The following is a 13,850-nucleotide window of genomic DNA, read 5'->3' on the forward strand; positions in this document are numbered from 1 at the left end:
ATTTTGATTAATTCACTTTTCCAAATGTTTTGAAGCACAGTTTGAGATAAATTAAATCCATCGATTCAGGGGGCAAAGCTGTAAGCGATGAAATACCCTCGATCAGATATTCACCGTTACATTGCTGTGCAAATAATCCAACATCTGGTTATTTTAGCCATATCTGGTGTCGCAAACGAACCTGCCTCTTCCCCGCCAAGTGGTCGATATATGCAATGCCTTCACAACCATATGTGTAAAAATGGAATCTCCTAAATCAAATTCAAATGCATTGAAATCGCCGCTGACATTCAACTGAGGCAAGCAATTATTCTCACCCGGAACTCCTGCCATCCTTGCATTTTGCAGAAAATTTTCTAATGCCCTCTCTGGCATATCCACATCATCAAGGTTGATGAGGCGCGGTCGATAAAACATTCTTTGTAGCAATACATAGCTATCAACGAAGTGCTTTTCTCAGCGTTCCCTAATTTAGCCTGTCGGGAGAGAGCGAATGCCGCACCTGCAGGCAGTAATCATTTCATAAACAGCTTAAACATTCGTAACAATTTCTTGATACACGGCATTAAAACGCTCACACACCTTATCTATTGAAAACTCTGCAATCACGTGCTCCTTAGACTGTTTTCCCATTTCAGTGCGTTGTTCTTTTGTCAAAGCAATGACCTTCAATAGGCCTTGCGCAAGAGCTTGCTCATCTTGAGTTGGAGCCAGGATCGCTGTGCCTCCTGCCAAGACCGCTGTATCCCCAACTTTCGTAGCCACGCAGGGTAAGCCCATGGCCATCGCTTCTCCTAAACAAAGGGGGAAACCTTCGGTGCGTGAAGGCATGCAAAATACATCCATCGCAGTAAGACATACAGGCACATCCTCCCGCTCTCCCAGTAACACAAAATAATCTTGCAGATTATGCTCATTTATCCAGCCAATCAACTTGACGTTATTTACATCGCAATTCTTTCCCACCATCAAAAATTTAACTTTTTTATGACTACGAGCAACAATTGCTGCCGCCTTGACAAAATTATCTTGGCCTTTGACTTGATGAAATCGCCCTAGACATCCAATAATCAATTCATCATCTGAAAAGTTACAATCCTTACGCAGTGCATTTCTTTGTTCAGTTGTAGCACTCAATTTAGAAAAATCAAAGCCATTGGGGATTACCAGCATACGCGACGCATCATATCCAGCGGCTACATGCGCCAGTCGTCCAGCTTCTGCTACACAGATAATTTTCTTGGGAACCCACCGAGACCATAGCGCGCATAATTTCATAATTACTAGCGTACTTTTTGTATCACTTATCGATAAGGAGGTTCGGTGAATCCCCCAAATGATATTCTTGTAACCGGACAGATACGCCGCCAAGCCACCCAAAAAGTCGGCATGATACATCCAGGTTTGCACGATGTCAGGCTGAAATGAGCTAATAAACTTTTTTAATTGAAAAAAAACACGTGGAATATCCAAGAACGACTCCATCCCTAGCTCATGCACCGACACTCCTGCAGAACGAAGCTCTTCGCCCCAAGCACCCGCTCGGCACAACACCAGAACCATTTTTTTATCGGTTGATTCAGGCTTGGCTAATAACAAGCGCATAAGCATTCGCTCTGCTCCGCCAAGAAGGCTAAGCGTTATAATGACATGACAAATTCTTATGTTGTCTTGTATATCTTTGTATTCACCATCTTTCAGTTTATCCTGCACGATGCCTCCAACTCCCTCATAGAAAATGATTGCATACCATATTCATGATTCAATTTACAATAATATTTCAATAGCTTCTCAAGATTCACCAGGTTGGCTTCGGGGGACAGACCAAAATTGTGTGGATGCCACCACAAATGAAAAGCCCTATTTGTTCTTGCTGCTTCCAGCATGCCCCGCTTTATTCGATTCAAATGCAGCTTGTCGATGCAGGAGTGACCTGATACCGGCCGCAGAAATCTACTCGCAGGAATGTTTATGAGCTGCCCTGTTGGGATGCCAGAAGGTAATAAAAATGTGTGGTTGCCTATAAGTGGAATGACTGCATCCACTGCTCGAATAAGACGCCGTGCCGTAAAATATGAAACTGAACCTAAATGCCCGTCTCGGTACATCCAATGATCTTGATTGCCACGATACGCGGTGAAACCAGCGTTCACTAATACTTTCAGATACTCATCCCGCACCTGGTTACGTGGAAATACTATGCTTGTTGGTTTAACCCGGTATTCATCAAAGATTCTTTTAGAGCAATCCAGATCGGCGGCAAACTGTTCTACCGTAGTATTTTCTTCTCCACAATAAAAGTGGCTATAGGTATGACTTGCGAGTTCCTGACTATCTGTAGTTAAAATTTGTTCAACTAAAACGGGCGCAAAAAAAAGCTTGGGGAAATTACGGGCAAGAATAGCTACAGAGTAAGTTGAGCAACTGTTCCTTTTATAAGTTGGCAGGATTGCGGGACATAAACCAGCCCATTGATTGAAATCCTTGCACAAAAGCATACCTACAGTAGCCCATGTGGCGTGAATGTCATATTTTTTAAATAATTTCAATAGGCCTGGCACAGCGTGCCATACACCTTCAATATTTGTCCCATAGTTGTCGATTGTTCTTGAGTCCGTAACTCCCCAGAACAGCTCGAAATCCAGGCTAATTACCAAGCTAGACAAAAAAAACACCTCGGCCCATAAAATATTCATTCCATATGTTCTTCCCTTAATATCCCTTTCTTGGGACTGCTCCCCTGCCTTACCCGAAATAATGCACAACATAATATAATAACGATAGCTGGGAGTGGCTTGATGCGATTCGCTCTCACTATTAAGGATCAGCTTTATAGGCCCGATTTTAAGGCCGATTTTATGGGAAATATTTTTATTCATCAACTCGATCTGATCGTTAACCATTGACCTGAATTCCCGAAACACATAGAAATAGCAGGGCATTCGCTATCATTATTCGGACAGAGGTGATAAATTATCTGCAACAGTTTGCCCCCATTTTGAGGGAAGCCATTAAATAATCAAAAACGGAAAATGCGCACATTAAGAAGTTGCCCCCCATCCAAATGCGGACCACTCGAGGCGCTGATACCAATCAAAAAAAAAGTAAAATGTAAAAATCCCATAAAATGCCAGCTTGCGGTATGATGTAAGGTATAAGCTGGAAATAAGTACCAGCAATAAAGTGCTCTCAAACACTCTTGCCGTAACAGGCAAGAAAAAGTAACCTGAAAGATAAACAATCAAAACAAAAAGTGAAAAGCTATACCTCCTCATAAAGTTCTTACCTTCCAAAATAAGAATTCCTGAAAAGAAAAGCCATAATAAAAATCCCAAACCACTTGTTTTCATTTCTAATGATTGAAGCTCATCTGCTTGTCTAGCCCCAAGATGAGTTGCAAGTCCTGCTCCTGCAAAATCAAGAAACAAACCTACTAGCACATAAAAAAATAACAACCAGCCCCACGAAAAAGACAGCATTAAAAATATATTGTTAAGTAAAAGAAGAACTAAAATAAAGAAGAAGGATGAATGGATAAATGAAGATAAAATAATAAACAGCCATCGAATACTTGTATTTTTACTAAACCAACCAAATAAAAATACTGCAATTGCCATACCTTGCCGTAAGTGAATAATATGATTCTTCAAGACTTGAGGCACAAGCAGAAACAAGAAAATCAGAAGAAAATACTTCGGATATGCTCGCAAAATTACAAAAGAAACCACAAAAGAAGAAAAGAAAACAATTACACGAACACAATCTTCAGGATACAGAAAAAAAGATAGCAATATGTTTATTAGAAGCCAGAGAGGCTCATTAACCAAAGTATAGCCTAAACCTTGATCTAAGTGAGATTGAAAAATATCAAGGGAATACTCTGCATAGATAAGATAATTATCTCTATCTCTGAAGCCGTCGATAGGAAGATAAGTCAGAATAGTTGCATAAGTTATAGAGATTAAAAGCGAAAAGAAAAGGTATTTTTCCTGTCCATTTTCAAGCGGATTGGTTTTAGCCGATATGCCACCAGTTAATTCCGAATTCATCAGAAATTCATTCTCCTTATTGCTCAACATATGGTCCACATTAATGCTTCAATTTTTTAAGTTTAATATAAAAAAACAAATTTGTACCTTTACTCGTATCCATCTAAATTCCGCCAACCTTTTTTGGTTTTGGCGGTTATTTTTACGATATTTAATATCTTTCTGTCTGGCTAACGTTTCTCATACTTCTCTAGAAGATCTTAAAGCACAAACGGGATTAATAAGCCGTAATATGACCATTCAAAGGGTAGAATCCTCGTTCGTATCTAGTAGCTTTTGACACTAAGACTTGTACACCACCAATTGAATTCATCCAATGCTCGCACTTGAGTGAAGCAACTGTCAGAGTTTCAACATAATTTAAACAGTTTAGCTAACACTTTATTTATTGGGCCTTATAATCAAGATTCGAGTAATTATCATACTATTGCACATCCTCACCTTTTCAAAGAAATATGCGAGAATAGCTGGATTATAGAAAAATATGGGGCAAATGCTTTGATTTAAAATTTATTTTTGTTCAAGCAATAGTCCGTTAAATAATTTTTCCCACATTCCAGCAATTCTTGCCATCGAAAATCTTTCTCTCACCTCCACTGCCCGTTCGGCGAAATGCTGCCTTGTTAAGGCATCACTCATCAAACGATCTAAAGCTGTGGTTAATTCAGCGATATTACCCGGCGGCACTAACAGGCCATCCAGTTCCTGGCGGATGATGTCGCGCGGACCAGTATCACAATCAAAGCTCACCGCTGCAAGACCATGCGCCATAGCCTCAACCAAGGTATTGGGAAACCCTTCAAAACGAGAGCTCATCACATAAAGATCAGCACTTTCATACCATTCCCCTACATTGCCCGCCCGGCCTGGGAGAAAAATACGCTGATCTAGCCCTGACGCTCTCACTTGTCCCTCTAGCGTTGTGCGCAATGACCCTTCGCCGAGTATTACCAGATCCCAGTCCGAATGTTTATCGGCCAGCGTGGAAAACGCCTCAATCAGCCAATCGAATCCTTTTTGCGCTTCCAAGCGCCCCACTGCCAGCAATAATTGCCTCTCGGATCGGCATAGAGCATTGGGATTCATTCGCGGCTCCTGCCTTGGCAAAGGCCAAGTAACAGCATTGGGAATTACCGTAACCTGTTGGGCATTAGTATGGGTTTTAATCCAATCTTTACCCTCACGGGACAGCGCTGTCACAGCATTTAAAAGGCCATAAGTGTGACTGCGCAGAGTTTCCCATAAATAACCCAACGGCATTTGCGGGGGGTGGTTACGTTCTGCGCCTACGGTTCTCAGCATGGGCAATCTCCAAGCCGCCAGAGCCAATAGTACATCAGCTGTAGTCATCATCCCCAGAGCAATATCAGGTTGAAGCTGCCGCAACACTCGCCGTAGAGCAAGCACACGACGTACATTCCTCAATAATCCAGCCAGGGCATTGGCGCTTTCTCCTGCCAAGTCCAGAGCAATGCGCTTGACGGCAGGATGCAAATCATAGAAATCCAGGCGTTGCTGGGCTAGCGTAACAATAGTAATGTCCCATTCCTTAGCGGCCCAGTAGTTGGCAAGATTGGCGGAAACGCGCTCGGCGCCGCCTCCGGCCATGGAGGAGATGAAGATCAGTAGCCGCATTCTGAATTTATCTTGGGGTTTCACGCTGTTTAAATCCCTGCCAGTAAACTAATAAAGCTGAACAAATGAAACCTGTCGCTATCGTAACTCATTGATATATATTGACAATACGCTACCTCTTTAAACATCGGTAGAAAATGTTGCTTCATTGGTTTGCCAGGATGATAGCAGTTGGGTGGGAAATAGAGTTTCACTGTTAATAGCAATTTGCATTACGCACTGCTTTTCACATAGAGCTATCCCTTTAATATTCCAGTCATTTCTTTTCGCATTTTTGGGAATAGATATAACAATCCGAAGTATATTGCCATACATATTATTAGTGATACAAAACTCCAAATCATACCTTCCTTCAGCTGCCGCAAATGGAACCCGATAATTCCCATAGCTGTCGCTGAAATGGCTGTAGGAAATACATTGCCTAGGGTTTTAAATATTGGAAATCCCATTGCGAATTTCATTAAAATAAAATCTACTAAAACACTTTGCATTCGTATCCACGAGCGAGCGTAGACGAGCGTCCAAAATCCATATTTAGAACTGATTATACAAACGGGCACTAAAACAACTAAATGTAATACTTGGGCCAAGAATGATAATTTAGGTTTACCTTTAGCTCTATAAACCTCGCTACAAAGATAGCCAAAAATTATTGTTATGGCGCTAGTTAAAGCCCAAATGCCTATTACATCACTCGCTTCACTCCACTGATTTCCCAGTAGTATCTGAGTGGCCAAATCACTATAGAGGTATACGCCTATACCCAGAGGAAATACAAAAATTGAAATAAGTCTTTGTATTTTAAAATACATTAAATTAAATTGTTTAGAATCATTTTGCAAACGCGACAGAGCTGAAAAAAGAACCGGCAAAGTGGAAGCAGTAATCAAAGCCATAAGCGAGTTAACCATTGATGTCGATGTTTTATACAATCCTAAATAATACTCATTTAAAGCACTCCCAATAATAAACGCATCAATCCATACGGTAAACCAAATTGAGATAGCCTCAATTAACGACCATATACTAAATGACAGCATCTCTTTTAATATTCCTACATTGTAAAACCATTTAGGCTTCCACCTGGATTTAATTGTCAATATAGTCGCATTTGAGAATTGCCCGCAAATCAAACCGATAATTAATGCCCAATAGCTAAAGCCGTAGAGGGCAAGCGGTATCGTTACGAAAAACGGTATTAAAATTGTTGTCACCCTAACCAAGAAAAGAGTTTTAAAGTCAAATTCTCTTCTGTAGAGTGCCATCTGTATACTGGAAAATGATGTTAATGGTAATTGGATGCAGGCGATTGTGATTACCTCACCTAATCCTTTATTCCCTACCAGGGTAGCAAGTGGCTCACAAAATATTGCTATGATTGCCCAAAGAAAAAACGCTATTCCCAAGTTTGTCCAGAATGCTACATTAGTATTTTTATACTTTTCATCCTCATCTTTAAATTCATGCTGCACCAAGTATTTCTGAAAACCCGCATCTGTAAACATTTCTGCAAAGCTTACAATCATGGTTACGGTAGCCACTACCCCAAAAGCCTCAGGTGCCAGAATTCTGGCCAAAACCATAGAAGTTACAGGAGTGACAATTTTTGCAGCTGCTTGGGTTATAGCCGACCATTTTGCCGCGCTCGCTACCTGGACTTGAAAATTATTATTTATAGCATTCATCTCTCACCTTGTAATCCAGCTAATACTCATTCTCTATGGGCTTCGCATTGAATATAGTTCTGTATTGCAAGTAATTGCCTTTTGTTGTATTTGCGTTTTGCTAGCATTCCGTTAAATAACTGCCTATCTATCCTCGATAACCACTTTCCAAATGCAGCAAATTGGCTTATATATAACAAATAATTATTTGCTGCAAATTGTCGATACTGTTGCTCAACAAATCCCGATTTCAAAATTTCGCATGAACGCTGATGGAATGCTAGCAGTAAATCTTCAGCTGTTTTGCCATCAGCTAGACGAACACTGTTTATTGCTTTGACTATGGGAATATAGTCTAACTGAAGCTTGTCACTAATGTTTACCTTTATTAACAGACTTGTCTGCCAAAACTCACTATCAGAATCGTCAAACAAGAAATTCCCTTGGCCATAAACAAGTGTTGAACTGTTATACTTTTCATAGCATCCTATACAATGGCTATGTTGACATACAACCAAATCCGCTCCCTTTTGTGCCATCTTTCTGCAGACCTTCTGGAGATAAGGTGATGGATAGCGATAATGCTCTTTACCTCCATGATATAGAACAATAACATAATCACATTCTGCCTTTAAGGTAACGATATGGTCTAAGCTTTCCAAAGGATCAAACGGGTTTGCACCTGGAGTATTTTCAGTTGCTATAGTGAACTCATTCTCAGCACAAGCATATACGCCAATCTTCAAGTTATCTTTTATAAAAATATAATGCTTGTTAGCTTCATTTAAATTATTACCAGCACCGATAAACGAAATCCCATTATTATTCAATATATCCTCGGTTGACTTTAGCCCTTGGATTCCTTGATCGAGAATGTGATTATTTGCCAAAGTAAACAAAGTTGGATTAAGCGCCTTTATCCCTTTCATTGTGCTGGTTGGAGCAATAAGATTTGGCCCACACTTGGCAATAGGATCTTTCTTATCAGTGATTGGTACTTCTAAATTTAAAATTTGCATATCAGCTGCATCCCATAGAGAAAGCAGTTCCCCACCAAACAGTATATTGATATCCCCATTGCTGAACAAATCAATATTTGATTGTGTAGGTACTAAGTCACCACCGATAATTAATTGCACTTCTTAATTTCTCCTCTCATTAGTTGGAATTCGCTTTAATAATGCGTATCATCATTATTTCTCAGGCAACGTCAATAATGTACCCAGAATATCATCATATTTCTCAGGGGAAAACTTATCCATACCACAAGCAGGATAAAACGTCATTTCACCAAAATATATCCTCTTATTAAAATTATAAAAATCTACCCTTACAAAAGGCATACCCTTAGTCAATATCTGCGCATAGCCGCACATTTCTTCAAAACCTTCCGGCTTATCAACCGCGCCAAAAAACCTTGGATAAGTCATTTCAACAGGTAATAAATTCCAATTTAAATCATAAAGGTTATTTTTACGCTGCCCATAACGATCAAAATGGACTTCGACAAAATGAGGCTGTCCATTAAAACAATAAAATTTATAATCCATGGGGACCTTCCCTTCATCATCCAAAAACTCTTCACAAATAATTCTGGGAACAATGTTTTTATACGGAAACTCTCTTCCATAATAATAATGATTATTAGCCATATATATCTTCAATAATGCAAAGGAATATCCCCAATCAACATCTTTTTTATTCTTGCAAAGAATATTTTGTCCACTTCCATGAGTAATTTTTAATACAAATGACTCTGGAAGATTATGCAAATCAATATCTTCCAATCGGTCATAAACACCATATAATCTGGTCAAAATATGATCGCCAATGCGATCTTTCACATATTCGCGAACTTTATATTTGTCAGCGCATATCGTTGCTATTTCGTCTCTCCAATTAAGTTTAAGCCATTGTAACTTTTCATTAAAACCCACAGGATTAATTAAATTTAATTCTTTGCCAAGCTCTCTTTTATATTGCCATCTCACATACAAATCATCCGGAATAAAAATAGCCATTAAACGCAAAAATTTTAATTCTAAGGACATACGAAACAAATAAAACATCTGATAGTTTTTGCTCTTTTTTAATCGATTTAACATATAAAAACCTGATAAGTTTCTGATGAAGCTTTTACTAAATTTCTACTTATTTTTGTTCAAGCAATAGTCCGTTAAATAATTTTTCCCACATTCCAGCAATTCTTGCCATCGAAAATCTTTCTCTCACCTCCACTGCCCGTTCGGCGAAATGCTGCCTTGTTAAGGCATCACTCATCAAACGATCTAAAGCTGTGGTTAATTCAGCGATATTACCCGGCGGCACTAACAGGCCATCCAGTTCCTGGCGGATGATGTCGCGCGGACCAGTATCACAATCAAAGCTCACCGCTGCAAGACCATGCGCCATAGCCTCAACCAAGGTATTGGGAAACCCTTCAAAACGAGAGCTCATCACATAAAGATCAGCACTTTCATACCATTCCCCTACATTGCCCGCCCGGCCTGGGAGAAAAATACGCTGATCTAGCCCTGACGCTCTCACTTGTCCCTCTAGCGTTGTGCGCAATGACCCTTCGCCGAGTATTACCAGATCCCAGTCCGAATGTTTATCGGCCAGCGTGGAAAACGCCTCAATCAGCCAATCGAATCCTTTTTGCGCTTCCAAGCGCCCCACTGCCAGCAATAATTGCCTCTCGGATCGGCATAGAGCATTGGGATTCATTCGCGGCTCCTGCCTTGGCAAAGGCCAAGTAACAGCATTGGGAATTACCGTAACCTGTTGGGCATTAGTATGGGTTTTAATCCAATCTTTACCCTCACGGGACAGCGCTGTCACAGCATTTAAAAGGCCATAAGTGTGACTGCGCAGAGTTTCCCATAAATAACCCAACGGCATTTGCGGGGGGTGGTTACGTTCTGCGCCTACGGTTCTCAGCATGGGCAATCTCCAAGCCGCCAGAGCCAATAGTACATCAGCTGTAGTCATCATCCCCAGAGCAATATCAGGTTGAAGCTGCCGCAACACTCGCCGTAGAGCAAGCACACGACGTACATTCCTCAATAATCCAGCCAGGGCATTGGCGCTTTCTCCTGCCAAGTCCAGAGCAATGCGCTTGACGGCAGGATGCAAATCATAGAAATCCAGGCGTTGCTGGGCTAGCGTAACAATAGTAATGTCCCATTCCTTAGCGGCCCAGTAGTTGGCAAGATTGGCGGAAACGCGCTCGGCGCCGCCTCCGGCCATGGAGGAGATGAAGATCAGTAGCCGCATTCTGAATTTATCTTGGGGTTTCACGCTGTATAAGGTGATATAAAGATAGAAATATTTATAGTCAACACTAAAAGTCCCGACCATCATGGGCATAGCAGCATTCGCAGACCAAACCAGAATATGAGAGCCAAATCACCCCCCAATACCACAGCAAAAGCAAAAATCTCCGCTCTAAAACCCGGCAATTCGGCTGAGGAAATATTTCGAATACCCACCACGAGTAGCTTCAGTACAATATTAAAAATGCTAGCACAAATACTGAGGGGCCAACTTATAAATTGAAAATGAAAACCTAGGCATTCGCTTCATGGATGACTCCATTTTGATAGGCAACTATCCTCTTCTTGACAGCACTGGCAACTTTGCAACAAAAGCAAATAGTTGAGTGGGAAGAATTTCTCCTATTTTCTGTAAAGAAAACTCATCAATTAACATCTTTTGATTTTTTTCCGTCAAAAGAATATTTTTTCCTTATTTTTAGGCTCTTCGTGTTTCTTACTTTCGGGTAGAAAGCATTGCTTTAATAAAAATGCCAGGAAAAACCCATTACCCTTATATATTTTTTCAAGTTGTTGCTGGGTAGGTATGTACCTCCTCTCAATTTTAGATCTCATATCAACTTCTTTTCTTTGAATTTTGACTCGTCTATCAAATATTTTTGTGGTACGAAGATAGCGAGATATTTTCATTATCTTCCAGGCGTAATTCATTAGCCAATAATATCCGCCAAATAAAAATATAAAGGCCAAAAATAATATTCGTTCAGGAATGTCAAAATAAATGCTTCCTACTATACCAGAACAGGATATAACAAGTGAAAAAATAAACAGTATACTTAGAGTTTGATTGATGCTGTAACCGGCTACCTGAAAAATATGATGTAAATGCTCTCGATCCGGATTGAATGGTGATACTCTTTTTCTAATACGGCGCAACATGATGCAAACAGAGTCGATCAATGGAAGCGCTGTAACCCACAATACTGTTGTCGGCGTGATCAGGTTTTTTTCGCCTTGCGATGCATCGATTAACACCCAGCAAACGGTGAAGCCAAACAAAGTACTTCCGGTATCACCCAAAAATATTTTAGCACTCGATCTTCCAAAAATACGTAAATTGAATAATAAGAAAGCCAATATCGAAGCAATAAAAATAATGCAAAAATTAAAAATCATCCAATCCTGAAAGATCAAGGATACAACCGCAATTGAGGCAATGGAGATTAAGGTTAAGCCGCCTGCCAAGCCATCGATTCCATCAATCATATTGAAAGCGTTAATGCCACCGACAACAGCAAATATAGTAAAGATAGTAGCATAGTTGCCAAGGTGAACATTACCCAAGCCTAACAAATCGCCTAAGTCGATTATTTTTATGTGCGCAAATTCTATCATAATAAATGCGGCTGCAATTTCAGTAACTAATCTGATTTTGACGTCAAGGCCTTTGTAATCATCAATAAGACCCACGCAAACCAATAACGTGGCTGCAGCGATAAAAGCTGCTTGATGAGGGAAGAAATTGGTATTAATAAAGAATGTTACCAGGAGTGCAAAATAAATTGCTATACCGCCTACAAGAGGAGTGTGCTTTTGATGTTGCTTTCTGTGGGTGGGTTTATCAGTAAAACCTATTTTTAAGGCGCAAGGATACAAAGTTACTATAAAAAAAACTGTCGCTAGCAGCGGCATAAAAAAGAAATTTAGAAACATAAAGGCTATTTTTTGATTAGTTAAAAAAACGCGTGATTTTACTGGCAGGCTTCAAGAATTTCACTGTAGCAAATTTTGCTAAATATAGCCAAAATTATTTTAATTAATACTAAATTAATTTTACTTCTCCCGTCAATCTTGCCATTTCTTTATGGGCGGATAAAGTCCTGTGGGTCTGAACGGTTTTTTCAAATCGCAAGAATATAGTCTGTTAAGGTTTACTTTTATAGATTTAGCTCTGAAGCTGAAAATGTAATATTTTATTATATTCGAGAAGAATAGAAAAAGAAGACTCAAGATATCAAACTCTGGAGCAACTTCCTACAACACAAAAGTGAGGAATGTCGTGCCTAATAAAGGCATCAGGATGACGCAGATGGTCGGTATAATCGGCTTAAGCTAGCAGACGGTACGCCTTGTCATTAACCTCTGTTTGCCGGCTGAGAGATGTGCTACGTCCAGTTAACCGAGGCCGGAAAAAAAAGGAGAAGGCCGTTACTCAATGCTGAGTAAAACAGGTGATCCAGCGAGTCTCCTTAATAAACCCCACGAGCAGATGAAGGGTAAATTTCAATCTGTGGAGATCCGCCGCTGTGGTGCTCTGGATTGCCTAAAGCGGCGGCCTCAAGCTACCGATTTTAAGAAAGGGGGTAAATAATCTCAAGCGCTGGCGGGTCTTGCGCTAAAATCCGATCAAAAAGGCCTATGAGCAATGGCCCGATGTGGCTCAGGCGTAACATAATGGACACTATACCGCCATTCAGTCAAATACCAAAGCTCAACGAGGCAAGAGTCAGTGGGGCAATAAAGCGCACACTTACCAACACCGATATTCGAGGCAGGAGCTAAGCGTCCGCTGGCCATTGGGAAATGCTGACCTTTATTGGGCTTAAGTGCCCACGGGGTCATTGCCCCATCGTGCTTGAACAGGGCCATCCATGCATAGCGAAGCCTTCCAAGTCTATTTACGTTCTCAGCGGAGGGCCGGCCTTGAGACTGACGCCTATAATCAGGGGCGATAATTTGCCGGCTCATAAAGCGGCGCAAGTCCAAGCTATTAGTAAAGCGCAAGCGCAACGATGAATATCTTGCCTCGCTACCGTCCTCATGGCGTAAAGCTTTCTTGCGTCAAGCATCAGAAAGGCTTATAAAAATCTTTGGCCTATGGCAGCTCAATTATTAGAGCATTTTCATGCTGACACAAGTTCGAAGTTTTTCAAAAACTCAGGTCATATTTCCCGCTAAAAAATAGGCCCTAATACGCCAGACGCCAAGGGATTTGCCTATGATTGTTTTCATTAGAGGTATTGCTAATTAACTATAGATAATCTCATTATTTCTTTTAGCCATCAGAAGCCTTACGGAATATTCCAACATCTTTTGGCATTTGCTGTAGCATTTTGACTTGCGGCGCAACCTGGCAAGGAAATGCCTGAACAAACTGTTGGAGCCCTCAACGGTGAAGGTTTCGGCCTTTGATTGCGTGTGTTGCCCTGCGGGGACAAAGCTCTCGT

Annotated in this window: 10 protein-coding genes and 1 pseudogene; all 11 read right to left on the reverse strand. The window is 40.6% G+C overall.

What is annotated here, in order from left to right; all coding sequences use genetic code 11:
- Nucleotides 1-153: 153 nt before the first annotated feature.
- Entirely contained in the window at nt 154-417 is a 264-nt protein-coding gene (locus tag HUX64_RS10400) for a hypothetical protein (RefSeq protein ID WP_174626168.1), read from the reverse strand.
- Between the two features lie 114 nt (nt 418-531).
- Nucleotides 532-1,713: a glycosyltransferase family 4 protein gene (locus tag HUX64_RS10405; protein WP_174626169.1), complete on the reverse strand. Its 1,182-nt coding sequence runs from the start codon at nt 1,711-1,713 to the stop codon at nt 532-534.
- Nucleotides 1,698-2,879, reverse strand: coding sequence for a polysaccharide deacetylase family protein (locus HUX64_RS10410; RefSeq protein ID WP_217426499.1), 1,182 nt, complete (start codon nt 2,877-2,879; stop codon nt 1,698-1,700). The genes HUX64_RS10405 and HUX64_RS10410 overlap by 16 nt, the downstream gene beginning before the upstream one ends.
- A 162-nt stretch (nt 2,880-3,041) precedes the next feature.
- Nucleotides 3,042-4,049: an EpsG family protein gene (locus tag HUX64_RS10415; protein WP_174626171.1), complete on the reverse strand. Its 1,008-nt coding sequence runs from the start codon at nt 4,047-4,049 to the stop codon at nt 3,042-3,044.
- Nucleotides 4,050-4,559: 510 nt separating this feature from the next.
- Complete coding sequence (locus tag HUX64_RS10420) at nt 4,560-5,708, reverse strand: glycosyltransferase family 4 protein (RefSeq protein WP_217426500.1); 1,149 nt, start codon at nt 5,706-5,708, stop codon at nt 4,560-4,562.
- 212 nt (nt 5,709-5,920) lie between these two features.
- Nucleotides 5,921-7,369 carry a lipopolysaccharide biosynthesis protein gene (locus HUX64_RS10425; protein WP_174626172.1) on the reverse strand — a complete coding sequence of 483 codons (1,449 nt, stop codon included), beginning with the start codon at nt 7,367-7,369 and terminating at the stop codon, nt 5,921-5,923.
- Nucleotides 7,370-7,395: 26 nt separating this feature from the next.
- A complete protein-coding gene (locus HUX64_RS10430) occupies nt 7,396-8,487 on the reverse strand; it encodes a CapA family protein (RefSeq protein WP_174626173.1) in 1,092 nt (363 codons plus the stop codon).
- Between the two features lie 54 nt (nt 8,488-8,541).
- Entirely contained in the window at nt 8,542-9,453 is a 912-nt protein-coding gene (locus HUX64_RS10435) for an ATP-grasp fold amidoligase family protein (protein ID WP_174626174.1), read from the reverse strand.
- A gap of 46 nt (nt 9,454-9,499) precedes the next feature.
- Complete coding sequence (locus HUX64_RS10440; protein ID WP_217426501.1) at nt 9,500-10,717, reverse strand: glycosyltransferase family 4 protein; 1,218 nt, start codon at nt 10,715-10,717, stop codon at nt 9,500-9,502.
- A 359-nt stretch (nt 10,718-11,076) separates the two neighbouring features.
- Entirely contained in the window at nt 11,077-12,315 is a 1,239-nt protein-coding gene (gene wecA / locus HUX64_RS10445; RefSeq protein ID WP_174626175.1) for a UDP-N-acetylglucosamine--undecaprenyl-phosphate N-acetylglucosaminephosphotransferase, read from the reverse strand.
- 1,335 nt (nt 12,316-13,650) lie between these two features.
- Nucleotides 13,651-13,850, reverse strand: a pseudogene (locus HUX64_RS10450) (IS1 family transposase); the annotation flags it as partial.

The organism is Candidatus Methylobacter favarea, from assembly GCF_902806695.1.
Taxonomy (GTDB): Bacteria; Pseudomonadota; Gammaproteobacteria; order Methylococcales; family Methylomonadaceae; genus Methylobacter_B; species Methylobacter_B favarea.

Bases quoted from the DNA above. Each gene is read 5' to 3' on its own strand.
- HUX64_RS10400 (WP_174626168.1), bottom strand. From the start codon at position 417: ATGTTTTATCGACCGCGCCTCATCAACCTTGATGATGTGGATATGCCA.
- HUX64_RS10410 (WP_217426499.1), bottom strand. From the start codon at position 2,879: ATGAATAAAAATATTTCCCATAAAATCGGCCTTAAAATCGGGCCTATA.
- HUX64_RS10415 (WP_174626171.1), bottom strand. From the start codon at position 4,049: ATGAATTCGGAATTAACTGGTGGCATATCGGCTAAAACCAATCCGCTT.
- HUX64_RS10425 (WP_174626172.1), bottom strand. From the start codon at position 7,369: ATGAATGCTATAAATAATAATTTTCAAGTCCAGGTAGCGAGCGCGGCA.
- HUX64_RS10435 (WP_174626174.1), bottom strand. From the start codon at position 9,453: ATGTTAAATCGATTAAAAAAGAGCAAAAACTATCAGATGTTTTATTTG.
- HUX64_RS10440 (WP_217426501.1), bottom strand. From the start codon at position 10,717: ATGCCCATGATGGTCGGGACTTTTAGTGTTGACTATAAATATTTCTAT.
- wecA (WP_174626175.1), bottom strand. From the start codon at position 12,315: ATGCCGCTGCTAGCGACAGTTTTTTTTATAGTAACTTTGTATCCTTGC.